This is a genomic window from Paraburkholderia nemoris (assembly GCF_905221015.1).
Taxonomy (GTDB): domain Bacteria; phylum Pseudomonadota; class Gammaproteobacteria; order Burkholderiales; family Burkholderiaceae; genus Paraburkholderia; species Paraburkholderia nemoris.
The window spans coordinates 214,530-239,159 of the sequence record NZ_CAJNBO010000015.1; the positions used below are offsets into that span (position 1 = coordinate 214,530).

The window sequence follows — 24,630 nt, forward strand, 5'->3', positions numbered from 1 at the left end:
CCTCGCGTATGTGAAGTGGTCTTACTCAATGAGCACCCGCCGCCCCAGCACCGCCCTTGCCGGGCTTGGTGAGCCAGACGAGCGGAATGATCACAATGAAGATCATTGACGAGAGCCAGAAAATATCGTTCAGCGCCAGCATCGCAGCCTGCGCATTCAGCGAGTGTTCGAAAAACGCCACGGCCTGATCCATGCCACCGCCGAGCGTCGTGTGGAGGTTCGCGATGGCACCTATATAGTCGGGGTTGTTCACGCTCGACTGTTCGGCGAGTTGCGCATGGTGGAGGATCGTGCGGTCGTTCCAGCCCGTCGAGATCAACGACGTGCCGACGCCGCCTGCGAACACACGCACGAAGTTGGACAGGCCGGCGGCCGCCGGAATCCTGTCGGGTGACAGCCCAGACAGGATGATCGCGGTAAGCGGCGTGAAAAAGAGCGCCATGGGAATGCCTTGCAGCAGCGTCGGCAGCACCAGGGTATAAGGGTCGACGCCCGTCGTGTAGTGCGAGCGCATGAAGAACACGCCTGCAAAGCCGAGGAAGGCCAGCGTCGCGAGCACCCGTGCATCGGACTTCGGCATGATCTTCGCCATCACGGGCGCAAGCAGCACGGCGAAAATCCCAAGCGGCGCGGTCACGAGACCCGCATCCACCGAACGATAGCCGAGATAACCCTGAATCCACTGCGGCAAGATCACGAGGTTCGAGAAAAACACCGCGTACGAGACCGAGATCGCAATCGTGCCGCCTCGGAAATTGCGTCCCGCGAAGAGGCGAAGATCGACAATCGGGTTCTTCTCCGTGAACTCCCAGATCAGGAAGAACAGGAAGCTGATCGCCGCGACGACCGCAAGAATGCAGATCACGGGAGAGCTGAACCAGTCGAGATCCTTGCCCTTGTCGAGCATGATTTGCAGTGACGCGACCCACACGACGAGTGACATCAGGCCAACCTTGTCGATGGGCAGTTTGCGCGCCGGCGTCTCACGGTCGCGGTAGATCATCCACGTCACGGCCGCGGCAAACAGACCCACTGGAATGTTGATGTAGAAGATCCATGACCAACTGTAGCTATCGGTGATCCACCCGCCCAGCGCGGGTCCCGCGATCGGCCCGACCGTTGCCGTCATCGCCCACAGCGACAGCGCCGTCGAACTTTTTTCCTTCGGATACGAGCCGAGCAGAATCGCCTGCGAGAGGGGAATCAGCGGGCCCGCGAAGGCGCCCTGCAATACGCGCGCAGCGAGTAGCACGATCAGGTTCGGCGCAACGCCGCACAGCCACGACGAGAACACGAACAGCACGATCGCAGCCACGAACAGCCTGATCTGGCCGACGCGCTGCGTGAGCCAGCCCGTCAGTGGAATCGCGACGGCATTGGCCGCCGAGAACAGCGTAATCACCCATGTGCCTTCGTCGACGGATACGCCGAGATTGCCCGAGATGGTTGGAATTGCAACGTTGGCAATGGATGAATCGAGCACGTTCATGAACGTCGCGAGCGCGACGGCGATTGTCGCGAGAACCAGCTTTCCGCCTGTCAGCGGAGGCGGTGCAAGTTGCGTCGAGGAATTCATCTCGCTTCCAGTCTGAAGTTTTCGACAGGTCCGGCGCATTGATCCGGCCTGTCAGACTATTGAATAAACCAGGGCGTGACTACGAGGCGCACCCAGGGATGCGATTTAACCTGCTCGCGGTTTAGCGCCGCTCTTGTCGCTTGCGTCGCGCTTTGCGGACGGTATCGACGATACGACGTTGCCCGTGGACCCAGCATGCAATGGGACAATGTTCTGCGCGATGATCTTCTCGATCTCGGCATCTGCCTGCGCGCCGTATTCGGCAAACACATCCGTGCGATACGACGTGTTCATCGCCGCGCCGAGCTGCGGGCCTGTGTCGTCGCGCGTATCGACATCGACATCCATCGACAGGCCGATGCGCAGCGGATGAGCTTCGAGTTCCTTCTGATCGAGCTGAATACGTGCAGGCAGACGCTGGACAATCTTGATCCAGTTGCCCGTCGCGTTCTGCGCCGGCAAGCTCGCGAATGCGCTGCCCGTGCCGGCCGAGAAGCCCACGACGCGGCCGTGATACTTCACCTTTCCGCCATACACATCGGCCGTCAGCGTGACGGGTTGACCGATGCGCATGCTGCGCAACTGACTTTCCTTGTAGTTCGCATCGACCCACACGCCGTCGAGCGGCACGATCGCCATCAACGGCGTGCCCGGCGACACCCGCTGGCCGACCTGCACCGAGCGCTTCGCGACATAGCCTGTGACGGGCGCGGGCAACGTGTTGCGCGCATAGGCGAGATACGCATCGCGCACCCTCGACGCGGCAGCTTGCACGTTCGGGTGCTGTTCGATCGTCGTGCGGTCGGTCAACGCCCGGTTGGCTTGTGCCTGTTGATGCGCGGCATCGAGCGCGGCCCGCGCGACCGTCACGGTGTCGCGCGCGTGCGCGATGTCTTCGGCCGACACGGCGCCCGTATCGGCAACGGCCTGGCGGCGGCGCAGATCGTCCTGCGCGCGAGCCAGATCGGACTGCTTCTGCGTGACGTTCGCCGCATAGAAATCGTTGTTCACGTACAGGCTGCTCACCTGCCGTACCGTCTGTCCCAGCGTCGCCTCGGCGTTGCCGAGCGCGACTTTCGCATCAGCGTTGTCGAGCGTGACGACCGGGTCGCCGGCCTTAACGATCTGCGTATCGTCGGCATTCACGGCGACGACGGTGCCCGCCACCTGCGGCGTCAGTTGCACGAGGTTGCCGCTGACGTACGCATCGTCGGTAGATTCGTGATAGCGCGCATAGGTCATGTAATACGCGCCATAAGCCGCCGCCGACACGACGACAGCCACGCCGAGCAGCGCGAGCAGTACCGTGCGCTTGCCTGTGGTGGGTTCCGTTGCAACAGAAGCTTTCGTCTGTGCCGCGTCATGTTTCGCGCCCGCCACTTGGGTCTCCTGGCGCTCCGTTGCATCGATTTCGCTCATTTCAAGTCTCCAGACAGATTCGGTAGGCAGCCGCTCAGCGCGCGGCGACGACAGGCGTGTTGGGTGCGGACGCATCGGCGCGCGGCGCTGCTCCGGCGTTTGCGTTCGACGTGTCGACGAAACCGCCGCCCAGTGCGGCAGCCAGTGCAATCTGCTGGTCGACGCGATTCATGCGCAAATTCGCGAGGCTCTGATTGGTGGAAAGCGCATTGACGTCGGCGTTCAACACGGTCAGTTGATTCGTGAGACCGGCCTTGTATTGCACAAGCGCGAGTTCGGCGGCTTTGCCAGCGGCGTCCTGCGCGGTCTGCGCGTCGACAAGCTGCGCATCCGTCGAACGCACGTCGGCGAGTTGCGTTGCGACTTCGCTCAACGCTGTCACGAGCGCCTGGTTGTAGGTCGCGACGGCATAGTCGAAGTCGGCATAGCGGCCCTTCAGTTGCGCACGCAGTTCACCTGCGTCGAAGATCGGCAGGTGGATCGCCGGACCGGCCGATGCCGTGCGGCTCGCTGCCGTCAAGAAGCGGCCGAAGCCGAAAGCGTCGAGCCCGATTGCGGCGCTCAGGTTGATGTCGGGATAAAACTCGGCCTTCGCTTCCTTCACGCCGTGCGTCATCGCGTCGACGCGCCAGCGCGCAGCGACGATCTCCGGGCGGCGGCTTACGAGGTCGGCGGGCAAGTTGTCGGGCAGGCGCACTTCGTCGCCAATACCAAGCGTCGGCCGTGCGATCTGCAAGCCACGGTCGGGACCCACGCCGAGCAGCGCGGCGATCTGATAACGCGTCTTGAGGATCTGCCCATCGAACGATTTCAGCGTCGCGCGGCTCGTTGCAAGATTGGCCTGTGCGGTCTTGCGTTCGACTTCCGTTTCCAGGCCCGTTGCGATTCGGCCCGCCGTGATACGGTCGATCTGCTCGCGCTGCGTGATTTCCTGTTGCGCGATGTCGCGCAACACATACAGACGCGCAAGTTGGTTGTACGTGCGGGCAATCGACGTGGTCAGCGTCAGTTTGACAACTTCCGCGTCGGCCTGGCTCGCCTGAAGCTGCGAGATTGCCGCTTTCAGCGCTTCACGGTTCTTGCCCCACAGATCGAGGTCATAGGAAGCGCTCAGCAGGCCCTTGTTCTCCGTCTGCCACGCCCCACCAAATGGAGGCGGCACGAATGTTGTATTCGAGAACTGTTGACGCGTAAGCGAATAGCTTGCGTCGACGCGTGGCATCGTGCTCGCCTTCGCGGTTTCGCTGTATGCCGATGCAGCCGCAGCACGGGCACGCGCCTGGTCGAGCGTCGGGCTGCTCCTCAACGCTTCGTCGATTAGCGCCTTCAGTTGCGCGTCGCCGAACTGGTCGGCCCAGTTGGCGGCGGGCCAATGGCCTTGTTCGGCGGGAAGGCTTTGCTGGGTCGCATACTGTTGCGGCTCAGCCGTTTTCGCGTCGCTGTGGATGCCGGCGTAGTTCACGCACGCCGACAGCACCGCCGCTAACATCGCCGAGACACCCAGCTTGGGCATGCGTGATGCGCGCTGTCCGGTGTGTGACTGAATGCTCATTTTCTGGCCTATCGGATCGTTGAGTAAAAGAGTTCTTCGTAGAGAAACACGGTGCACATCTGGTGCGGCCTCGACGACACGCAGCGCAGCCTAAACAGCGACTGCCCCGGCGGGTCGGCTTCGCGCGGTCATGGGGGGCATACATTCCGTCCTCGCAAGCGCAAAGAGCGTCTTGATGCCTGTCCACGGATTCCTTAAGCACTGACGTACCTGTTCACTCCGCCCGACGCCTAGTACACACCATGTGCAGAAGTGTTCGCAGTTATTGGTCAGCAACCGGTATTGGTCTTCGCCGAGGCGAGATCTAGCCCTCGCCACAGCATCAAGTCCGGTATAAATGGCGTCTGGTTCAGACCGAACTTTTATTCCCTTTCCTGCTGCAAAGCCGTGCAATGGAATATATTCAATGGGGCGTCGTTTCGCGGAATGATGAAAGCCCCCATAATGAATAACCTGCCCATTTCCGACATAAATTCCGTGGTGTGTATAGCCTTCCCGCTCACTGACAAGATGGGCACCAACCGCTATGACGCGTTCTGTGCCGGTCAACGCCGGCGAAGTTGCGAGCCAATCAACATATGGAGTTTCCATGGCGAGCTACCAATGTCATATCCGTGATGCGTTCAGTACCACCGGCGGAGCTCGTTCATCAACATACCGAAGAGCCAATCCCCCTCCCCGGAACCGAAGGCAAAACGAGTCCTTCCGAGGAGGCTCCCCTCAGGAAAAGTGGCCACTTCATCACAGTGGATTTACATTCACCGGCCACCGACAATTGGGAGGCCAGGAAGATGGAGCGGCGCGGTCGCCTCAATCACACCCATGCGGCTTGCCGATCCAGTTGGATGTCCGCTTGCGAGCCGGGTCTTTCAGTCCTCATGCTTCGCTGGCTATGGAAGATCGCGTTTGGGAAGCAGATATCTGACTCAGAAAATGCCGCTGAACGAGACAGCAATTGCAAGTCCGACACTGACCGCGGATAGCATGATCCAGCCTACAAACACCGACAGGGGTCCGAGACGAAACATGACGCCCTCCACTAACGATCTCAACGACCTGTCAAGTCAGTCGAGTCAATCGCGAAGCCATGTTGGAATAGTAGGCGCCGAGTCCCGACCTCGGTAGATACGCATCAGACCACTCACTGTTGCCGCGTAGACACCAATAGGCGCCGCCACGGTACCGCTCGCCGAAGCTGGCCGGATGAGCGTGCACACACAAATTGATGGACCGATTTGCAAACTAAATGATGGATGCTGAGGCAAGCGGCGCCATCGGACGGCAATGTCCGTTCGACATGTGGGCATCTTGACGGAATTGAGGCGGCTACGTTTGTAATTGAGGCAGCGCCACGATACATGAGCACGGTGGCCCTAAACGCAGTATTTGAAGGGCGCGCAAGGGTTTCGGGGCGGGCCGGGATATGTACGATTTCTTCGACCATGATGGCTCTTTGAGGAGGGAAGTGATTGAAGCCCTCAGCCGGTCATTATCGCCGTCAATTTTTTTGTGCAATGTGGGTAGGATTTGTGACCGCGAAGCATATCGATATTGTGATCGCACCACCTAGGGTGGCATGAATAGCTTCACGCCTGACGCCCGCTTTCCAAATAGTCCGGATTGAATTCTCCCAGGCAAAACGGGTTGAGCGCCCGAATCTCCTCCGTCATGAAATCGACAAACACGCGAATGCGTGACGGCAAATTCTGTCGGCAGAGATAGCAGATGTAGTGACCCCGGTCGTCCGGCACATACCGCCTTAAGGCCATGACGAGTTCATTGCGCGCGATGTAATCACATATCTGATAGCCCGGCATCTGGGCGATTCCGCGACCTTCCAGGACTGCCTGCAATACCAGGTCTGCATCATTGAAAGTCAATCTGGCGGTCGGCAGATACTTCCGCATATGGCCGTCGACCTTGAAATCCCACTCAAAGACGCGACCGTTGGATCTCAAGTTGATACAGTCGTGCTGCTCCAGATCTTCCAGCGTAGATGGCAGTCCCCGCTCTTCGGCATAGGAACGGGATGCGCAGAGTACCATCTGCATTGGAATCAACTGTTTCGCAATGATGCTGGAGTCCTCAATAAACCCATCGCGAAACGCGACATCGATCTGTTCTGCAGCGAAATCGGCTGGCCTTTCATCCAGAAGCAGGTCGACTGCGATATCGGGGTAGGCCTCGGAAAACCTGAAAAGCAGCGGAGCAATTACTTTGCGTCCAAATCCAACTGTCGAGCGGACCCGAAGGAAACCACGAGGTGGACCTTGGCGGAGATCCAGCATGTCGTTCATTGCCTCGACGATATGGGTCACGCCCTGGTTGCAGTTCTCGAAGAACCTCTCGCCCTCTTGTGTCAGGTTTGTTGACCTTGTCGTTCGGAGAAAAAGGCGAGTGCTTAGCTGTGTTTCAAGTTTCTGAACATTTCGACAGACAGCCGAGCGCCCGACCCCCAATCGTTCCCCGGCTTTGGCGAAGCTTCCCTCGGTCGCGACCGCCATGAACGCGATGATCCCTGCGTAGCTCGTCGCAAAACAGGTCGACAAGGCGTCAGCGCTATTGGGCAAGCCAACGCGAAAGCCTCGCTGCGATGTATCCGATTGATCCATTGATGGCCCCACTACTGAGACATGAACGGGTGAGCCGTCCGGGGCGCCAGCATGCGTTCTGGCGCCGACAACGACTATCGTGTTGAAGCTATGAAGTGACCGTGATTGAAGCTGCCCTGGCAAGACGGGAAACGCCTGTGAATGCAACCCGAGACGACCGTCGCACTACAGTCCGGGACTCAGCCTCCAGCTGGACAGATACCAGCGACTGCATCAAGGACTGTCAGGATTTCCCTACAGGCGTTTCCTATTCCGCTCCGTCTCACCGGATCTTCGTGCATCCACAGAAGCTTGACGCCCGAATATCAATACCCGTCGAGACGGCCGCATTCCGCATGCGGCGCCGTCACACGGAGGTCTGGCGTGTAGAAGTCTAGCACTTGCCTGTTGCAAAAAAATTGCTGAACGCGGCCGCTCTCATCTAGCCGGTGCGTTTGGGTCTAGGCAACTTTCATACGCCTACCCCGGCTCGATCGAGACCCGCCAGTCTTGATATCCGTCGCCCATCGACACGCCTGCGCGCGAACACGGAATCAACCGCCACGAGCGCGTGTCGAAGCGCTCCAGTTTCGTGTGACCATTTGGATTGGCGCCAAACCGGAAACATCATGTCTCCCTGGACGACTCTACCGTTACCATCCGCGCTCATCTACCATGGGGGCGGCGTTGTCGCGTCGCCAACCAGAAATCGGGGTAGGCGAGAAGTCGCCCCATTTACTATATGATCGTTCGTTCCATGCAACGCCTCGAAGTCCCGGAGACCGTGCTTGCTCCTGCAGGTGCAGGCCGCCCTGATAAGGCAGGCTTCGACAAATTGACGACTGAGAGCCGGAACGCGCATCACTGAACTCGAGACCGCACCATGGACGACAAGAAGCTGCAAGCTCCCCCGCTTTCCCTCCTCGACAGGTATCGGGGCCGGGATTTTCATCCACTGTACACAACGACTGTCACCGTTTCCGGCGGCGAGACGGGACACGGTCGCGCATCTGGCGTGGCCCGTTCAGATGACGGAAATCTTGTCGTGGAACTGCGGCTACCCACCGAGTTCGGCGGACCCGGGAACGGGACCAATCCCGAGCAGTTGTTCGCGGCGGGCTTTGCCGCGTGTTTTCACGGGGCGCTAAACCTGATCGGGAAACGCGCCGCAATGGAGATCAACGATACTGCTGTGGAGGTGCAGGTTTCGTTTGGTCGTGATCCCATGGATGGAGGCTATGCATTGGTCATCGATCTCCGGGTTCGGATGCCGGGCGTTGACCGATGCGTGGCGGAAGAGATGGTTCGAACCGCGGAACGCCTGTGTCCGTATGCAAAGATGGCCAGACAAGGGACTGTCAATATCGTGACCGTTGTTGACTGACTCAACGCCCCTCGAGCGGCAGCAACGTGTGATTGCCTGTTGAAGACGTTCATTGCCGCTGCCGCACGTGGTTGACCGACTCCGCTCATCGCAACAGCTTAGGCGGCGCCAACGGGTTAGCTGGGGGAAGCTTGCGGGTTACCCGCTGCCAACGCTTCGGTACGGTTCGGCGCTGGCGGATAGATCCATTGCGTGTTGATCATCTGTTTGCGCGCCTTTCCTTCCGCATGCGTCAGTTTGATCTGTCGATCCCAGCCTTCCGAGTAAACAGCGCCCCATTCGCCAAGGTCGAGGCAAGTCGCATAGAACGGCTGTCTATATTCCAGTGTCGGAACACCGATCAGATCTGCGGCTACGTTGTGCCCACCGAATTGCCCCATCACGATAGCGTGTTGACAGGACATCAATGCATAGTGGCCGTCATCGTCGCTCCGAGCTCGCGCAACATCGCCCGCTACAAATACCTCAGGTGCTTCTGCCACGCGAAGATCAGGTGTCACCTCGACGCGTCCAAGTGGGTCAAGATGCGAAGAAACTTGCGCTGTCAGTGAGCTGGCACGCATTCCACCCGCCCAGATCACGGTCATGGCTTCGATACGGGTACCCGTCGCAGTACGAACCCCGTCCGCATCGACCGAGACCACGCCAGATCCAAGTACCGTCTCAACGCCCAGCGAGTCAAAGGCTTCAGATACATACGGTCGAGGATTGGGGCCGAGATCGGGACCAATATCGTCCTGGGATCCGATCACGACTACACGAACTGCCGCGTCATCACCAAACTGCTCGCGCATTCGCTTAGGCAATTCAGTTGCGACCTCGATACCCGTAAAGCCACATCCGACAACTGCAACAGTGTTGCGTGCTGGCGAATCCGGCAGTTTCGCCAGCTCTGTGAAGTGGTTGTCGAGCGCTACCGCGTCCTCAATGCGATCGACAGAGAATGCGTACTCCGCCAGACCCGGAATCGGCGGCCTGTTCAATCTGCTGCCACTGGTCAACAGCAACCGGTCATAGGCGAGCGAACGCGTCGACCCGTTGGCCGACACGACACTTACCGTCCTGTCATGAACGGATATCTCTTCGACACTGCCTTCCAGAAAATTCACGCCCACGGCGTCCAGCAGCGGACGCAGCGGTGCCGCCATCCGCTGCGGCTCGCTTTCGTACAGCCGCGGACGAATCTGCAATTCCGCTTTCGGGGAGATCAAGGTGATTTCAACGTCACTGCTCCTTACGCCTGCACCATCGAGCACGCGAGCCGCGCCTAGTGCACCCCACACTCCAGCGAAGCCGGCACCCACTATCAGGATTTTCTGCGACATGATTATTGCCTTCGGTTGGAAAATTACGAAGTCGACGATAAGCACCGAACTCATAGCAACGGGTGCCTGCTTTATTCAGCGGCGAGTGTCGAGATCGCTGAGTATGATTCCCGAACTCGGAGAACGATGGCGGCCGCGCACACAAGCGACATCACAGGCATCGCTTGCGCGGCACCGTCAGGACAGATCGTAGACTCCGACATCGAGGGCTAGTAGCCCCGCGAGCGAACTCACCATGTTGTCTCGACGACAACAATCAACAAGACGGAACGGCATCGGTATCAATTGCCCCGCTTACGTCCGTTGCCAGAAACGGAGCCGATGTCCGAGTGTCCGAGCGTGAGTGCGGATAATTGTCCGTAGATGACGTGCGCAGTGAAAGGGCGGCGCTTTCCACTGGGTGAAAGTCCGTGGGCCCGCTTTTGACTGGTGCCGAGCGGACAACACCGTGTGTCTGTTTGCGTGTCTACCACAACAGGCGCCGCTCGCCTACGATCACGATGTGCTTAGACGAGCGTAGCGCATGCTCAGGGCACATCCGACCCGCAAAATGCTCTGTCGGAGTCCACGCCAACCAGCAACACCGAGGATGGCCGTCCATCGAAAACCAACGCCGTGACGGACAGTTGGACTCACGCGCCGGCCACCCGTGGTCATCGGTCTCACGGCAGCCCGATTGCCGGTCCCTAAAGTGTGAGTTGATCGTGGGAATATCGCGAATCAGATCGATTCATCCGCGAAAAATCCCAGACTTTTCCTCACCTGCATTCGAGCCCGATTGGGGTATCGAGTCGTCGACAAAGGATAGCAAACCATGAAGATCGTCGTCATCGGCGGCACCGGCCTGATTGGCTCGAAGGCCGTGGCCATTCTGCGCCAGAACGGCCACGAGGTCGTCGCTGCCTCGCCCGGAAGCGGTATCAACAGCATCACCGGAGAGGGACTCAAGGAGGCAGTGGCCGGCGCGCAGGTGGTGATCGACCTCGCTAATTCACCATCATTTGAAGACAAAGCGGTGCTGGAATTCTTCGAGGCTTCCAGCCGCAACCTTCTCGCGGCCGAGGCAGCAGCGGGCGTCCGGCATCATGTCGCGCTGTCCATCGTCGGAATCGACCGAACGCCCGCTAACGGCTATTTCCGCGCCAAGGTCGCGCAGGAGAAGCTGATCGTGACCTCCGGCATCCCCTACACCGTCATCCGCTCCACGCAGTTCATGGAATTCCTCGGCGGCATCGCCGCGTCAAGTGCGGATGGAAACGTAATCAGGGTTTCACCAGGCCTGTTCCAGCCCATCGCGGCTGACGACGTTGCTGCGATCGTTGCCGATGTGGCGCTCACGGCGCCGCGAAGCGGCATCGTCGAGATCGCCGGCCCAGAACGAGTGCCGTTCAACGAAATCATCGCCCGCTATCTGAAGGCCGCCGGCGATCGGCGTGAGGTCGTGAGAGACCCCAAGGCCCGATATTTCGGCGGCCTGGTCGAGGAGCATTCGCTCGTGCCGTTGGGCGATGCGCGCCTCGGCCGCATCGGATTCGACGAATGGCTCCGTCACTCGCAGACAGGCGCCTGATCCCGCATCCACCAACCGAATGATAGAGGTGCCATGAAACGCATTCTCTATCCGGAGCTTGTCGCCATCCTGTCGTTCGGCCGCCTGCTCGCGGATGCGCCGAAGTCGGGAGAACGCCAAAGTGCCCCTCCTCTACCAAGCAGCTCGTTCCGCCTCGTGATTGATCGCCGCGACTAACTAACCATCATGCGTACCATCCAGATCCTGCTTCAAACGACCATCCTGCCTTGCAGCGACAACTGGTCGATTGCGCGATTCAGCCGCCTGGCAGAATTACTGCGGACACGTCAGGATTCTGAAGGGCGCGTGACGTTCAATGTCGTTGCTCGGGACCGCGAGCGGCTCGGGCAGCCGGACCCAATTCTTTCTCGCCTTGATGAAACCGGGTTCGACGAGTTGTGGTTGTTTGCCGTTGACGAAGGCGACGGTCTGACCTCGGAAGATTGCGAGGGAATCACGCGATTCCGACGCGCAGGTCGCGGCCTGTTGGTCACCAGGGATCACATGGATCTGGGCAGTTCACTGTGCAGTTTAGGCGGGGTGGGCAAGGCACACCACTTTCACACGCGCAATTTAGATCCCGACCAATCCAGACGTGTGGCCGACGACCCGTTCTCAACCCACATCTCCTGGCCCAATTTTCACTCGGGCACAAACGGAGACTTTCAGGAGGTCACGATCGTTGGCCCCACACATCCAGTATTGGCGGACCCTGATTCTCCTAGCGGCGCAATCCGGTTCCTGCCAGCACATCCCCATGAGGGCGCCGTTGACGCTCCTGACGATGAACCAGCTCGAGTGATCGCACGAGGCAAAAGCAAAGCAACGGGAAAGAGTTTCAATCTTGCAGTCGCATTCGAACCTTCGATCCGGGGAGGTCCCGCAGTCGCTCAAAGTACCTTTCATCATTTTGCCGACTACAACTGGGACACGCGACTTGGTTGTCCGAGCTTTGTGAGTGAGCCTCCTGGGAACGGGATGCAGACCGAGCAGCAAGCCCTGCGGGACATCCACCGCTACTCTGTCAACGTCGCGCTGTGGCTGGCTGGAGCGGTCTGAACCTGTATGCGCACAATCGGACTATCGAAGCGAGCCATCGGGGCTGCGCCGAGTTCAAATCGCAACGTGGCGAGTCGCACGAGTTCCTTGACCAGCCTGTCAGCGGGCGACGCACTCGGGAAATACACGTGCGGCCTTTTTGATCACACTCCATGCCAGAAGATTCATGTGAGCCCCCGCTGATTGTTGCTTTTCCAGCAACACGAAAACCGCAGTGCGCAGTCTTCTATACCGAACAAGACACGCATACGATATGCGTTCAAATTTACTTCGCGCGCTATCAACGCAAACGATTTCTGAATCAACCGGGAAAGGGTACGAATAACCGTCGTGCAGGTCTTTTCCGTTCGAGTGCTACCACTACGACGAAATCATTTTCTCAGGATAACACAATGTTTTCCCATGAACTGCTTTCTCGGTATGGCGCGCTGATCGTATTCTTCAGCGTGCTTGCCTCATCGCTCGGTCTGCCGTTTCCTTCCATCACGACGCTAATGACGCTCGGTGCCAGCATCGCTACTGCGAGATATGACTTCGCGCGTACCCTGCTTCACTTCGTCATTCTGCTCGGCGCCGCCGTTTCTGGCGGTGTTCTTGGCGACTTCCTCTGGTTTCAAGGCGGCAAGCACTATGGCAAACGCGCCCTCCAGCTGATATGCAAGCTGTCGTTCACGAGGCAATCGTACATTGCCAGATTCGAGTACTTCTTTTCTCGACGTGGCGCGCGTGCGTTGATGATTGTCCGATTTGTTCCCGGGCTTTCGCTGATCGCCGTTCCTCTTTGCGGAGCCATGGCGATCAAAACACGTTCCTTTATCTTGCACGACTGCGCCAGCGTAAGCGTATGGGCATGCGCTGGTCTCCTCGCGGGTGCGCTGTTGGCCGATCGACTTGGCGCATTGTTCGCGCACCTTCACCAAGCCGGGTGGCAGGTGTGGTTGTTGGGCATCGTCGCGGTGGTTCTGCCTTGCTATGTGTGGCTTGCTCATAGGACTCGCACACGAACCCCCATGGCAGAGCCACCGGGCGCGCCTCTCTGTACCGCCGGCATCGCGGGCTATTGCTGATCAACGCGAGACCAAGTCGGCACGAAAACCACCCGCCGTCCCTCAGGCGTCGAAGAGGCCAGACATATCTGGTCCGATATTCGTAAGGTTTGCATCTTGTCTCTGCACAAGGTACAAGGCTTCGCGCAAAAACAGAATGTCAGCATCACGTTATCGAATCGTCCATCAACTCATGGCATGACGTATCCACTATATATTGATGAGCGTCTGATCCACCGTCTGCTGAGTCTTGATCGTCTGTGCATTTGCCTGGTAGTCGCGCTGCGCCGTGATCAAATGAACAAGCTCCGCGGTCAAGTCCACGTTCGAGTCTTCGGTCTCACCGCCTTGCAGCACCCCATGGTTGGTCGAACCGGGAGTGGAAATTTGAGCAACACCAGATTCAGACGTCTGCGCGTACGCGTTGTTTCCAAGATTCACGAGACCATTCGGATTGTTGAACGTCGCGAGCACCACCTGGCCAAGGGCAAGCGTGGCGCCGTTCGAAAACGAGCCGGTCAATACTCCGTCAGGGCCAACGGAGAACGACGTGAGTTGCCCCGAACTATTGCCGTCTGGCTGCAAACTGATTACGCCGTTCTTCCCGCCATACTGGGTCGTACCTGTCAAATCAAGCGACAAGGATTGCGTCGTGACCCCACCGTCCGCACCGTTAGGGATGGTGAAGCTAAGGTTGGAAGCGCCTGGCGAAGTCAGGCGGCCCGAATTGTCAAACGTGATTGCTCCCAGATCGCCTGCTGGGTTCGGACCGACTGGAGTCAATGACGAACCCAAGGTCGCGTACACCTCATAAGAACCCGTTGCTTTTTTCACGAAGTAGACCGATACAGTCTGAGCGCCGCCGAGCGAATCGTAGATCGGCACCGGTTGACTATAGCTGAACGTCGTCGAGTCGGATGGATCGAACGGCGTTTTCGAAGGGACGGGATCGGTGGAAGTAAGATTGAAAGCGGCTGCAATTGATTTCGTCGCTACAGGAGGCACGTCCGCCGTGGAAATGATTATCGGCCCGACGCTGCCTGCATTCATTTTCCCGTTGGGTCCGGGAGAATAGCCCATGAGTTGTTGACCCTGCGCGTTTTCAATTGCACCACTCTTGTCCAGATGAAACACGCCGTTTCTCGAATAGACCACGGAACCGCCATTCGACAATTGGAAGAAGCCGTTTCCGTTGATGGCTACGTCGAGTGGCTGGTTGGTTTCCGTGAACGTGCCGTTGGCGAAATTCTGTTCAACGGTCGACAAACGGGTGCCGATTCCCACCTGGCTGTTCGCAGCTGTAGCGACGGCGTTCGCGTACATGTCTGCGAACTGTGCTGTCGAACTTTTGAACCCCACCGTATTTGCATTGGCGATATTGTTGCCGATCACATCAAGATCTGTGGACGCTGCTGATAAGCCGCTAAGACCTGTTTGGTAACTCATGAGTATCTCCTTCAAGGGTTGGCGATCGCGATGCGGACGCTTTGTTGCGCGTGGAATTTACGTTCCCCGAGAAGAAGAGCTACGCTGGTAATGATCGGCGGCCGCGGAATCCGCGGCGTTCCCCCTCCGTCAATACCGAAGCGGACCTCAATCAGTGTCGATATGGGTAAGCGGTGCTCTGCGACATCGAAAACAAGCGTACGCGGCATGCGCATTCCGAAATACCGGAGATCGAGCGACCCGACATAGGCACCAGAATTTCCGTTGTACAAATATGCGGTTGCCTTGATGGGGTACGCGGTCGCTTCCATGGTTGTCACGGACAACGACAACGTATCAATGATTCCCTGACTGTCAGCCCTCTGCGCCACGAAGCAGGGAGCGGCGAAGTCGACATTCCATTCGTTGACGCACACGAGACACGTCTCGAAGCCGTTCAATTCAGTTGGATCGCCGTCAACCGTAGTTAAGGGCACGGTTGAGTGCTTGTTCTTTGCGGGCGCCGGTTCCGGTTCGTTCATCTGCGCCGGAAAGAACGATGCTCTGATTTTCGGCTCCACGTCGGGAGCGCGTGTCTGGGGCTCGTCAGTTGCAAGCCTTCCACGACCAATATTTACATCGCCGCCTTGAATATGGTTTCGAGCGTGGTCGCGGTGCGTGAATGACGCGGCAATTTTCGGGGTTGCAATACGTGTCACTTCTCGGGACTCGTTGGCGAGGCTGGAATAACAGGCAATCGTTGCTTGCGACGGCGATCGTGCGCACATCATGAACTCCGTATCGCAAAAGAAGAACGGCGTGTGGAGTGGACGAACATTCATCTTTACAACGGCGTATAGATCGACCTGCTGACTACGTCCGGTCAAGTCGAAGGCAGCGAGTGGATGCCGCAGATATTGCGGCCAAAGGGCTCACGTGTAATGGGCCAGTTTTGGATTGGTGCGATGAGCCACTTTTCCCGTCTGCTCACGGGAGTTCCTCTCACGAAATTTCCCTCTGTACCGCGAGTCTGGATGTCACAATTTCCGCGCTTAGGACGTCTTGGAAGCAAGTGTGTGCAGTTGGCATCTGCATCCGGTTCCATTCTTGCCCTAACCTAAGCGATAGATTCCAACTTCATGACCGGTAGATGTGACGCTCCAACGGGAAGGCGCAGACGCGAGCGATCCACCGTCGTATGGTCTCTTCCTTTGGGAGCACCCAATGCAAGCGAAAGTTTGCAGCAGTGGTTATACAAGGAACTAAGCCAGGCGATCGTCACTGGCCGCTTGCCCCAAGGCGGTCTCCTCCCCGGTACGCGCACACTCGCGCAACAGTACGGTCTTGCCCGGGGTACAGTCGCCGGAGCGTACGAACAATTGCTGTCGGAAGGTTATCTGGTCGCCCGTACCGGAAGTGGCACGCGGGTAAGCACCGCTTTGCCCGATCACACCTTTACGTCTAAAGCTGTGGCTCCGCGGCCAACTGTCGCCGATCACGAGCCGGCAGAAGAACTACACGCCCCATGGATCAGACGGCTCACGGAACATGAACCCCCGTTTCCGCTCTCAGGAGCGAACTCACTACCGCAGCCATTCTTTCCGCACCGTGGCGACATTCGCCTGTTTCCAGTCGATCTATGGCGGCAGCTTCATGTACGGCAATTGCGCCCCTCGCGCCTGCTTACGCTCAATGACACCAATCCTGGCGGGTTGCCCGCGTTGCGATTCGCCATCGCGGAACATCTGGCGATCGCGCGCGCAGTGAGAGTGTCGCCGGACCAGATCGTCATTGTGGGCGGTGTGCAACAGGCTCTCGACCTTTGCATGCGCCTGCTGAGCAAGCCTGGGGATTCCGTCTGGATGGAGGACCCCGGATATATGGGAGCGCGTCAGATCATGCACGCGAGCGGCGCTCGAGTGGTTGATGTGCCCGTTGACCGGGACGGCCTTCGCGTGCAGGAGGGCATACACATGGCGCCATCAGCTGTCCTCGCCTATGTCACCCCGTCGCGACAGGTTCCGCTGGGCATGCCGTTGTCTGCAGAACGGCGCTCTGCCTTGCTTCGCTGGGCGGCTTCGAGCGAAGCTATCATTTTCGAGGACGACTACGACAGCGAGTACTGCTTTCACTCAAGACCACTTCCAGCGCTCCGCAGCCTGCCGGGTGCCGATTCCCGCGTCGTATTGGCGGGAACATTCAGTAAGCTGATGTTTCCCTCGCTACGACTTGCCTTTGTCGTTCTACCCCCGCGTCTCGTCGAGCCGTTTATCCGAGCGACGTCAGTCACTGACCGAAGTGCTAGCGGTTTGACACAGGCCGTCATGGCAGATTTTTTCGGCGACGGACATTTCGATAAGCACGTGCGTCGCACCAGAAAGATCTATGCGACTCGCGCACAGGCGTTCGAACACGCGGCACTGAAACACTGGCAGGGCTTGATCGACGTCCCATTGGCTTCCGCGGGTCTGGACGTCGTGGGCCGCCTGTCGCAGCTGGACGAGCGCACTGCCCTTCGACGATTGAAGTCGGTCGGTGTCGACGCTGCGCCGTTGGGCCGATACACTCGGCGCCATAGCGTGGGCCAAGGTCTGGTGATGGGCTTCGCGCCCTTCAATGAGGATGAAATGGATCGGGCAGCGCAACGCATGGCCGCGGCCTTACGTGAGAGCACATGAGCAGCTCAACCGAGGCAAACTGGCGCATGTTGCCGCCACGTATGGCAACGTCTGAATGCTTCTATTTCTCTGTCGCGGATGCATCTGGGCCCGCTTTCGCTGCGCAGATCCGCCGACACCGGAATCGGCCCCCGACGACGCAAACACTGATGCCGCCGGCAAGCCAAACGGGCAAAATCGGAGCGTCGCCACACGAACGTGCTTACTTCTCCGGCACGAGAACAGGCGCGCCCTTGTCCTTCAGAAGAAGCACGATGAACTTCGCGGGTTGGGTCTGGCTCGCGTTGCGCCCGACGGTATGTACGTCGTTCGGACCTTCATAAAAGGTCTGCCCAGGCGTGAGCGTGACTTCCTTACCGCCCTTGACCTGCATCACGATCGATCCCTCCAGCACATAGACGAAGGCGTCCGCGTAATGCCGATGAACTGGATCGACAGAACCCGGTGGATAGGTCACGGTGATCATCAGCGCTTCCTTGCCGGGATAGTCGTCGAGCGGCTTTGTCATCAGCGGTGTCACGACGGCTTCGGGAGCCGCCGCACAAACCACGCCGATATGCGCGCTCGCGACAACGAGCATTGCGATCGCGGTGTTCTTGAGTGGAAACATGGTGTGCCTGCGAAATAACGCGTCCCGCAAATGCGGGACGAAGGTGGAAAGGAATGGAAGAACCAGACGGTTCAGGCGAGGTTCGCTTTGTCGAGGCCGAATGCCTTGTCGGCCGAACCCGGCACGGTCCTGAACGCGACGTTCGCGCGGTTCCAGGCGTTGATGGACATTACTTCGTACGTCAGGTCAGACAGTTCCTTCTCGGAGAACTGAGTACGTACTTGTTCGTAGATATCGTCGGGCACGCCAGGCTCGGAAAGCTTGGTCAACGCTTCGGTCCACGCGAGTGCCGCGCGCTCGCGCGGCGCGAAGAGCGTCGATTCGCGCCAGATCGCCAGATGATGGAGGCGCAGTTCACGCTCGCCATGCAAGCGTGCTTCCTTTACGTGCATATCGACGCAAAAGCCACAGCCATTGATCTGCGACGCGCGGATCGAAACGAGATCGCGGATCGATTGTTCGATTGCGCTGTCCTTCAGTTGATTGCTGAATTCAAGGAATTTCTTGAACAGCTCCGGCGATTGCTGAATGTAGTTGATACGCTGTGTCATGGACTTCTCCTGGTGAACACTCGCGCTTGGCGGATGTCGTTAGCGGCAATGCGCCGCACGAAGTCATCGTAGGCCGACGTGGCGTAGCGCGGTAGACCTGCAAACGGGCTCACGGTGTTGTCCCTTTGGCACCAATCAAACGCAAGCTAGCGCAGGCAGGCCGGAGAAATAGCAGCGTTCAGGTGTTGCAGTGTGCCGCGGCGATACGTGCCAGCTTGTCGGGATTGCGCTGCACGAGAATACGGACGATGCGCGCGCCATCTGTTTCGAACGACTGCGCCGATTCGAGCTTGCCTTCGACAAATCGTATCAGCGCCCATTGACCGTTGAGCATCACGAGCTTGATGCTGAGTTCGCTGCCGTAGCGCCGGCAAGCAGCGTAGAAAAGCTGTGCGATGCGCCGGCCGCCAACCATCGGCTTTGGGAAGCTCGGCACCTTGCCGCCGCCGTCGCCGATCAGCATCGCGTCTTCGGCCAGCAAGGTATTGATCGCAGTGAAATCGCCGCGCTCCAGCGCCTGCGCGAAGGTCTGCAGCAGGCGGCGATGGGTTTCGCGAGGCACGGCATAGCGTGGACGTTCATCCCGTAGTTGCGCTTTGGCACGGCTGACCAGTTGGCGGCACGCGGCCTCCGTCTTGCCGATGGTTTCGGCAACTTCGTCATAGTCCGCGTCGAAGACCTCGCGCAGCAGGAACGCAGCACGTGCTTCCGGCGTAAGCCGCTCAAGCACCATCAGAAATGCCACGGAGACGTCGTCGGCGCGTTCCCTGACCCCTTCTGGCGTAGCAGACGGGTCGGTCATTTCAGGTTCTGGCAACCATATACCCGAGTAATGTTCACGTTGAATTTTTGCCGCACGAAGACGGTCGATGCACAGGCGCGTCGCGACTGCGACGAGCCACGCTTCAACATTATCGATGGCCTCCCGCGGCGCAGCATGCCAGCGCAGCCAGACGTCCTGCACGATATCTTCGGCCTCGGCAATGGACCCCAGCATCCGATACGCAATCTTGTGTAGCCGAGGGCGAAGCCCATTGAATGCATGCGCATCGTCGTTCATGAACAGATTTCTCCAGCCGTGTGAATACATGAGCGCCAGTCCGACAACTCTCTGACACCAGGATATTGCCACGCATGGAATTGAGATCGCCGTGTGAGACGTCGTTGGCCGGATGGTCCGAGCATAATGCGGCGCCGGAATCGAACCTAGCCGTCATCATATGCATGTCTTGTCCTCAACAGAAGACCAAAAACGGACGCTTCCGTGTTGCCTGAAGAACAACAATCACAACTTGAGTCAATCGTTTAGCATGAAGTCTGACGGAAGATTTTTCGGTCATATGTCACAGAAGCCGAGCGTGCAACGTCTTAGGGGAGGAGCGGCCCGGCCGGTGTCAATTGGGCGTGGAACTTGGCGCTGGGTGCGCACGTTGTCCGCGTCCTTTTTCGTTACTCACCTGCGGTAGTCTGAGACACAAAATGCACCTAGGAAAATCCTATAAGCTAGTGGAGTTTTTGATCTGGACTCGACGACAAATCTACGGACTTCTCGTTTGCGGTTCTGTACCGGTCGTTCTGTACAAGTTTTTTGCTCTTACATGGCTGTCGGTACCTCTGACGATTGTGGTTTTGCTCGGAACCGCGACGTCGTTTATCGTTGGCTTCAAAAACGTTCAGACATACAACAGGGCAATGGACGCCCTCGACATCTGGATTGACATATTGAGCAGAAGCCGCCGCTGGGGTCAAATCGCACGCGATCTTGTCAAAGACGAAGACATTTCCCGAAAACTGGTGTATCGACATCTTGCTTGGCTGACCGCGCTGCGGTATGAGCTACGTCGACCCCGTATCTGGGAAAGCACGAGCAAGCGTTCCAACGCCGAATATCGTCGGTTCTATCGTGTGCCGGAGTGGGAAAGAGACATTAGCGAATTATTGCCGGAATATTTGTCTCCCTCGGAAACAACGCAAGCGCTTTCCTCCACTTCTATCGCTACATTCGTGCTGAGCCTGCAAGCCGCTTCGCTCAAGATGCTTCACATTGCGGGGCACCTGAATTCAAGCTTCTACATGGAGCTTCAAAGGGCTGTGGGTGATTTCATTGATCTCCAGTCGAGATCGGAACGTTTCAAGAATTTTCCCTATCCACGTCAATATGCAACGGTCAGTTCGCTATTCGTGAGGTTCTTCTGTTTGCTTTTCCCATTCGGGCTGCTTCACGAATTCGATAAGCTGAATGATGGAGTGAGCGGCTTCATGCATGGCAACATGGTATGGCTGGTGGTGCCATGCAGTGTCGCAGTATCGTGGATGTACACGTCGCTCGAACAGGTTGGGGAAAGCACGGAGAATCCGTTTGAAGGCGGCGCAAATGATGTTCCCATTTCAACGTTGTGTAGCATCATTGAGCGTGACCTGAAAGAAATGCTCGGAGAACATGCGGACGATCCATCGAGCCAGACAATCATTGCGCTATAGAGAGTCCAGTGTCTTTGACTGGTATCAAACCATTGCAGTTTCGTCGCATTTTGGCTGACAGGGTGCGCTTCAGAATTCGGAAAATAAAGCACCAAGGCGTCGGCGCTTCCGTCTGACGAGCGCTCCGGGGCTTTAGTGCGGCGAATGCCTGATTCATCTGGCAAGCGCGTTTGACCTCGTCGCTCTGAAGGTAAATCAAGGTCGTTGCGATCCAGGCGTGGCGCGGGCTAACCGAGCGACCACTTGTTCTTTGGCAACCGAATACCGACTAAAGTTTCACGCGGCCCGTCAACATCGTGCAGAACGTGATCGACGACGCATTCGACGTGCTTGAAGGCTTTGACCTGATCCGCGAGCAGAAGGAAGGCAAGCGAGCCGTCACGCTAAACCGCGACGAGCAAACCGTTTTTGCCCGCTCCGCGCTCGCCCTGCGTTACGATCCGACCGACACGACCGCCCCTGCGCCGATTGCCGGGAACCAGTTGCTCTCTCCGCGCCGCTTTGAGGATCGCTGCGACGACCTGTGGACGGTCCTCAACCGCGCGCTGTGGATGCTCGCTGACGCCATGCGCCACATGAAGGCGTAACCGCCTCACGGAGAGGAATGCCAACAGGCTACGCAGCGTGCGGGCAAATCGTTGCTCGACCCTGCCTACGCCAGCCTCAACCCGTACGGCCGCCCCGGCTATCGCTTGTTCGAATTGGCCGGCCGCTGAATCCATCCGTTCTCGCTGCTCACGCGCCGCCAGCGCTGCCGCACCGACAAACCGGTTACTGGCGATCCCTGCGACCCGATTGGCCATCCGGTCGGCCAGCACAACAATCGATGCCTCGTTGAGTTGTGCGAGTGCGGTTCGATATCCTGCTTCGTGCTCACGAATCATCTCCTCGGCCAGCTGGATCGTCGCCTTGCAGCGCTCGAGCGCATCACGATGCTGGCGCATCAGGGCATCAGTCGCCGCCTCCGCTTCCCGGCGCAATGTGTCGAAACTGCCATCGCCCGCACGCCGGATGCGGTCGGGCATCGCTTCGTAAAGCCGCGCATAGTATTCAAGCACGGCGATCATCGACCACAGCGCATCGTTGTCCCAGAGATTCAGCGCGCAGGAAACCCGGCGCATACGGAGGAGACTGGCCTCGTCGGGTAATTCACCCGTGACGTCGAGAAACAGTCGGCCGATTGCATCCGGTTGTCTCGTCTGCCGGTTACGCATCGACCGCCATCCTGGCAAACATCGTGGTGAACAATGCGCGCCAGCGCAGCAATTCGGCACGCTCCCCTATATGCATCATCTCTGCTGCCTTGCGTATCGACAGGCGCTTGCTACGAAGTTCGTCGGCAACACGATCAGCGAGATCGGGAAAGTCCAGCGACTGACCCTGCGCCTCAATGGCCTTGCGCAGATTTGATTCCCGGTACAGGGCGAACTTTTCCGGCGCGCCGAAATAGCCGTTGCGCACAACGTGTGTAACCGCATCCGGGAACGTCGCACCAAACCTGAGGAGCAGCTCCAGGCTATCGCGTTGCCGGTTGATGACCCACAGCACGACAAGACACCGCGCCAGATCGTCCAGCGCACTGGCGAGCGTTCCGCCGTATTGCGCGACTCCCGTCTGGCTCCGCGCCGCCGTGTTAACGATGACCGCCGCATCCCGGTGCGTATCGCAAAAATTAACGAAATCGATCCAGCCACTTACGTCGTCCAGATCACAGGACGCGCATTCGATTTCGTCGTGAACGGCCTTCATGACATCGGGATTCGCCGTATCCGTCTCGACCAGCACGACATTGACATCCACGCGTCGCAGGTAGTCAACCAGGGCCAGCGTAACGAAGCTCTTGCCAACGCCGCCCTTGCTGCCACCGACCATATAGATGGGGGGATTTTTCGTCGCCATCTCATACCTCTAAAGATTTTCGGTATCTGGACTGATCGGAAATCCGAGGTAGCCCTGTACCTGCGTGAGCCCCGACCTGGTTACTCCCCCATCCCCTTTCTGTTGTGTTCCGGCACGTAGCGGCTTATCGCGTACCGCATTTTTCTGAGCCGGTTTCCTGCTCCGTGCCGGCCCTGCGGGGTGATCGCGCACTGCGTCCTTGCTTTCCCTGCGAATTCGCCCCTTTCCCTCGGCGCGGCGCATCGCATATCTCAGGGAATTGAGATTCACGTCGATGCCTTCCTGCGCTGCCTGCTCTATCAATTCATTCAGCGTGTAGCCCTTCTCCCTCGCCGCTCCAATTTGCGTCCGAATGGATTTAACGCCGTCTCCCACCTTGAGGTGCTGTTCATCTTTGCCCTTTTCCGGGAGCGCACCCAGTCTGCGTCCAAGTGCCTCCCATTGCCCTCGCGTGAAACTCCGAACAACCGGCATGATTCGCTCCGATGCAACTCTTTCACACGCATCTTGCGTAGGCATTGACTCATCGTCAATACCAGTTCCTGCCGGTCATCGAGACTGGTGGAATACACCGGAATGCTGAAGAACGTAGGGGAACAGAAAAATATTTTTTATTCGGTCGCTCGAATTCCCCTCAGTGCACATGGAATTCAACATGCTTCATCAAGCGAACAAACGGACTCATCAGCACGGAAAATCACGTGCTTGTCGAGCAACATAGGTGGACAGCCAGAACGCTCATCAGAGCACAGACACGTGAGCGCGATGTTCACTGATCTTGAACTGCCGTTAGCACACCGTCTCCACGCATGCTCCCCCGACTCGAACACAAGATCACACCCATGCAACAGCGGTGGTACGCGAGCATCGCCTGATCGACACGAGATAGTGTGTCAGGTGCATTTTCCGCTTCTCGCGCACTGACGGCCCTTTCCACGCCGCTACGCCCAACGCACTCGGGATCAACCGGTCATGCTCATTCGGCGCTCGATTTTTGTATCACCGCGTTGCGCGCACTACGCATGGCGATTTCACGGGAGTCAAGGTTCGTCGCACACGGCTTGTACATTGCATGCACGGGACTAACATTTGGTTCAAAAATAAACATAAAACGAGGGATGGCAGGATAGGCTACCGCCGGTTTTGGGCGCCATGTGCAACGTACCTGAACTAGGTAGACATGGTCGCCGCCCCACTGACCTTGCGCATATCAACAAGCGCTCCCGCGTCAACCGGGATCCAGATGCGTATTTTGGTAATTGCTAGCGATCAGATCGGCGACGCGAACATCGAGCGTTGTGATCGCAGCCGTGCAGATGGCTCACCGTCTGCACGGCTTTGATAGGCTGAAATCGACCCCTATGCGCAGGTCGCAACTATGCACACATGCCACGAGATCCACGGTACCGGCCCAGATCCGGTGAGGATTCGGACCGATACCATCTGCGCATAGTTATAGCGTCC

20 protein-coding genes and 1 pseudogene are annotated in these 24,630 nt (G+C 58.2%); 8 read left to right on the plus strand and 13 right to left on the minus strand.

What is annotated here, in order from left to right; translation table 11 throughout:
* Positions 1 to 25 precede the first annotated feature (25 nt).
* The 5 genes from KHO33_RS23810 to KHO33_RS23830 form a co-directional block, all read right to left on the minus strand.
* A complete protein-coding gene (locus KHO33_RS23810) occupies positions 26 to 1,576 on the minus strand; it encodes a DHA2 family efflux MFS transporter permease subunit (protein ID WP_200565455.1) in 1,551 nt (516 codons plus the stop codon).
* A 105-nt stretch (positions 1,577 to 1,681) separates the two neighbouring features.
* Positions 1,682 to 2,995 (minus strand): HlyD family secretion protein, encoded by a 1,314-nt coding sequence (locus KHO33_RS23815; protein ID WP_200565454.1) that lies wholly within the window; start codon positions 2,993 to 2,995, stop codon positions 1,682 to 1,684.
* A 34-nt stretch (positions 2,996 to 3,029) separates the two neighbouring features.
* Positions 3,030 to 4,547, minus strand: a complete 1,518-nt coding sequence (locus tag KHO33_RS23820; RefSeq protein ID WP_200565453.1) for an efflux transporter outer membrane subunit — start codon at positions 4,545 to 4,547, stop codon at positions 3,030 to 3,032.
* A 90-nt stretch (positions 4,548 to 4,637) separates the two neighbouring features.
* Positions 4,638 to 5,138: a lecithin retinol acyltransferase family protein gene (locus KHO33_RS23825; RefSeq protein ID WP_200565452.1), complete on the minus strand. Its 501-nt coding sequence runs from the start codon at positions 5,136 to 5,138 to the stop codon at positions 4,638 to 4,640.
* A gap of 995 nt (positions 5,139 to 6,133) precedes the next feature.
* Entirely contained in the window at positions 6,134 to 7,159 is a 1,026-nt protein-coding gene (locus KHO33_RS23830) for a LysR family transcriptional regulator (protein WP_200565451.1), read from the minus strand.
* Positions 7,160 to 8,021: 862 nt separating this feature from the next.
* Between KHO33_RS23830 and KHO33_RS23835 the strand changes: the two genes are divergently transcribed.
* Positions 8,022 to 8,522 carry an Ohr family peroxiredoxin gene (locus KHO33_RS23835; protein WP_097389801.1) on the plus strand — a complete coding sequence of 167 codons (501 nt, stop codon included), beginning with the start codon at positions 8,022 to 8,024 and terminating at the stop codon, positions 8,520 to 8,522.
* A gap of 116 nt (positions 8,523 to 8,638) precedes the next feature.
* Here KHO33_RS23835 and KHO33_RS23840 read toward each other — a convergent pair whose 3' ends face one another.
* The gene (locus KHO33_RS23840; RefSeq protein ID WP_200565450.1) at positions 8,639 to 9,847 is read right to left on the minus strand and encodes an NAD(P)/FAD-dependent oxidoreductase; all 1,209 of its coding nucleotides are present in this window, start codon (positions 9,845 to 9,847) and stop codon (positions 8,639 to 8,641) included.
* Positions 9,848 to 10,661: 814 nt separating this feature from the next.
* Here KHO33_RS23840 and KHO33_RS23845 point away from each other — a divergent pair.
* The 4 genes from KHO33_RS23845 to KHO33_RS23860 all read left to right on the plus strand — a co-directional run bounded on the left by KHO33_RS23845 (position 10,662) and on the right by KHO33_RS23860 (position 13,543).
* Positions 10,662 to 11,417: an SDR family oxidoreductase gene (locus KHO33_RS23845; protein ID WP_200565449.1), complete on the plus strand. Its 756-nt coding sequence runs from the start codon at positions 10,662 to 10,664 to the stop codon at positions 11,415 to 11,417.
* Positions 11,418 to 11,450: 33 nt separating this feature from the next.
* A complete protein-coding gene (locus KHO33_RS23850; protein WP_200565448.1) occupies positions 11,451 to 11,594 on the plus strand; it encodes a hypothetical protein in 144 nt (47 codons plus the stop codon).
* A gap of 9 nt (positions 11,595 to 11,603) precedes the next feature.
* A complete protein-coding gene (locus KHO33_RS23855; protein ID WP_200565447.1) occupies positions 11,604 to 12,476 on the plus strand; it encodes a hypothetical protein in 873 nt (290 codons plus the stop codon).
* 392 nt (positions 12,477 to 12,868) lie between these two features.
* Positions 12,869 to 13,543, plus strand: a complete 675-nt coding sequence (locus KHO33_RS23860) for a DedA family protein (protein ID WP_200565446.1) — start codon at positions 12,869 to 12,871, stop codon at positions 13,541 to 13,543.
* A 189-nt stretch (positions 13,544 to 13,732) separates the two neighbouring features.
* Here KHO33_RS23860 and flgE read toward each other — a convergent pair whose 3' ends face one another.
* On the minus strand, positions 13,733 to 14,968 hold the full coding sequence (gene flgE, locus KHO33_RS23865) for a flagellar hook protein FlgE (RefSeq protein WP_200565445.1): 1,236 nt from the start codon (positions 14,966 to 14,968) through the stop codon (positions 13,733 to 13,735).
* Positions 14,969 to 14,979: 11 nt separating this feature from the next.
* Complete coding sequence (locus KHO33_RS23870) at positions 14,980 to 15,789, minus strand: hypothetical protein (protein WP_200565444.1); 810 nt, start codon at positions 15,787 to 15,789, stop codon at positions 14,980 to 14,982.
* Between the two features lie 369 nt (positions 15,790 to 16,158).
* Here KHO33_RS23870 and pdxR point away from each other — a divergent pair, with 369 nt between their 5' ends.
* Positions 16,159 to 17,625 carry a MocR-like pyridoxine biosynthesis transcription factor PdxR gene (gene pdxR / locus KHO33_RS23875; RefSeq protein WP_236074695.1) on the plus strand — a complete coding sequence of 489 codons (1,467 nt, stop codon included), beginning with the start codon at positions 16,159 to 16,161 and terminating at the stop codon, positions 17,623 to 17,625.
* Between the two features lie 202 nt (positions 17,626 to 17,827).
* On the opposite strand, the gene KHO33_RS23880 is transcribed toward pdxR, so the two are convergent.
* The 3 genes from KHO33_RS23880 to KHO33_RS23890 form a co-directional block, all read right to left on the minus strand.
* Positions 17,828 to 18,235: a cupin domain-containing protein gene (locus tag KHO33_RS23880; RefSeq protein ID WP_200565442.1), complete on the minus strand. Its 408-nt coding sequence runs from the start codon at positions 18,233 to 18,235 to the stop codon at positions 17,828 to 17,830.
* 71 nt (positions 18,236 to 18,306) lie between these two features.
* Complete coding sequence (locus tag KHO33_RS23885) at positions 18,307 to 18,786, minus strand: carboxymuconolactone decarboxylase family protein (protein WP_200565441.1); 480 nt, start codon at positions 18,784 to 18,786, stop codon at positions 18,307 to 18,309.
* Between the two features lie 178 nt (positions 18,787 to 18,964).
* Entirely contained in the window at positions 18,965 to 19,846 is an 882-nt protein-coding gene (locus KHO33_RS23890) for an RNA polymerase sigma-70 factor (protein ID WP_200565440.1), read from the minus strand.
* A gap of 419 nt (positions 19,847 to 20,265) precedes the next feature.
* Here KHO33_RS23890 and KHO33_RS23895 point away from each other — a divergent pair, with 419 nt between their 5' ends.
* Positions 20,266 to 21,267, plus strand: coding sequence for a bestrophin family protein (locus tag KHO33_RS23895; RefSeq protein ID WP_200565439.1), 1,002 nt, complete (start codon positions 20,266 to 20,268; stop codon positions 21,265 to 21,267).
* A gap of 290 nt (positions 21,268 to 21,557) precedes the next feature.
* Positions 21,558 to 21,854: pseudogene (locus KHO33_RS42970) on the plus strand (DUF932 domain-containing protein); the annotation flags it as partial.
* 619 nt (positions 21,855 to 22,473) lie between these two features.
* Here KHO33_RS42970 and KHO33_RS23905 read toward each other — a convergent pair.
* Both KHO33_RS23905 and KHO33_RS23910 read right to left on the minus strand, forming a co-directional pair.
* Positions 22,474 to 23,166 carry a nucleotide-binding protein gene (locus KHO33_RS23905; protein WP_200565437.1) on the minus strand — a complete coding sequence of 231 codons (693 nt, stop codon included), beginning with the start codon at positions 23,164 to 23,166 and terminating at the stop codon, positions 22,474 to 22,476.
* Between the two features lie 9 nt (positions 23,167 to 23,175).
* Positions 23,176 to 23,640: a hypothetical protein gene (locus KHO33_RS23910; protein ID WP_200565436.1), complete on the minus strand. Its 465-nt coding sequence runs from the start codon at positions 23,638 to 23,640 to the stop codon at positions 23,176 to 23,178.
* Between the last annotated feature and the right edge of the window lie 990 nt (positions 23,641 to 24,630).

Bases quoted from the DNA above. Each gene is read 5' to 3' on its own strand.
- KHO33_RS23810 (WP_200565455.1), bottom strand. From the start codon at position 1,576: ATGAATTCCTCGACGCAACTTGCACCGCCTCCGCTGACAGGCGGAAAG.
- KHO33_RS23815 (WP_200565454.1), bottom strand. From the start codon at position 2,995: ATGAGCGAAATCGATGCAACGGAGCGCCAGGAGACCCAAGTGGCGGGC.
- KHO33_RS23820 (WP_200565453.1), bottom strand. From the start codon at position 4,547: ATGAGCATTCAGTCACACACCGGACAGCGCGCATCACGCATGCCCAAG.
- KHO33_RS23825 (WP_200565452.1), bottom strand. From the start codon at position 5,138: ATGGAAACTCCATATGTTGATTGGCTCGCAACTTCGCCGGCGTTGACC.
- KHO33_RS23830 (WP_200565451.1), bottom strand. From the start codon at position 7,159: ATGGATCAATCGGATACATCGCAGCGAGGCTTTCGCGTTGGCTTGCCC.
- KHO33_RS23835 (WP_097389801.1), top strand. From the start codon at position 8,022: ATGGACGACAAGAAGCTGCAAGCTCCCCCGCTTTCCCTCCTCGACAGG.
- KHO33_RS23840 (WP_200565450.1), bottom strand. From the start codon at position 9,847: ATGTCGCAGAAAATCCTGATAGTGGGTGCCGGCTTCGCTGGAGTGTGG.
- KHO33_RS23845 (WP_200565449.1), top strand. From the start codon at position 10,662: ATGAAGATCGTCGTCATCGGCGGCACCGGCCTGATTGGCTCGAAGGCC.
- KHO33_RS23850 (WP_200565448.1), top strand. From the start codon at position 11,451: ATGAAACGCATTCTCTATCCGGAGCTTGTCGCCATCCTGTCGTTCGGC.
- KHO33_RS23855 (WP_200565447.1), top strand. From the start codon at position 11,604: ATGCGTACCATCCAGATCCTGCTTCAAACGACCATCCTGCCTTGCAGC.
- KHO33_RS23860 (WP_200565446.1), top strand. From the start codon at position 12,869: ATGTTTTCCCATGAACTGCTTTCTCGGTATGGCGCGCTGATCGTATTC.
- flgE (WP_200565445.1), bottom strand. From the start codon at position 14,968: ATGAGTTACCAAACAGGTCTTAGCGGCTTATCAGCAGCGTCCACAGAT.
- KHO33_RS23870 (WP_200565444.1), bottom strand. From the start codon at position 15,789: ATGAATGTTCGTCCACTCCACACGCCGTTCTTCTTTTGCGATACGGAG.
- KHO33_RS23880 (WP_200565442.1), bottom strand. From the start codon at position 18,235: ATGTTTCCACTCAAGAACACCGCGATCGCAATGCTCGTTGTCGCGAGC.
- KHO33_RS23885 (WP_200565441.1), bottom strand. From the start codon at position 18,786: ATGACACAGCGTATCAACTACATTCAGCAATCGCCGGAGCTGTTCAAG.
- KHO33_RS23890 (WP_200565440.1), bottom strand. From the start codon at position 19,846: ATGAACGACGATGCGCATGCATTCAATGGGCTTCGCCCTCGGCTACAC.
- KHO33_RS23895 (WP_200565439.1), top strand. From the start codon at position 20,266: ATGCACCTAGGAAAATCCTATAAGCTAGTGGAGTTTTTGATCTGGACT.
- KHO33_RS23905 (WP_200565437.1), bottom strand. From the start codon at position 23,166: ATGGCGACGAAAAATCCCCCCATCTATATGGTCGGTGGCAGCAAGGGC.
- KHO33_RS23910 (WP_200565436.1), bottom strand. From the start codon at position 23,640: ATGCCGGTTGTTCGGAGTTTCACGCGAGGGCAATGGGAGGCACTTGGA.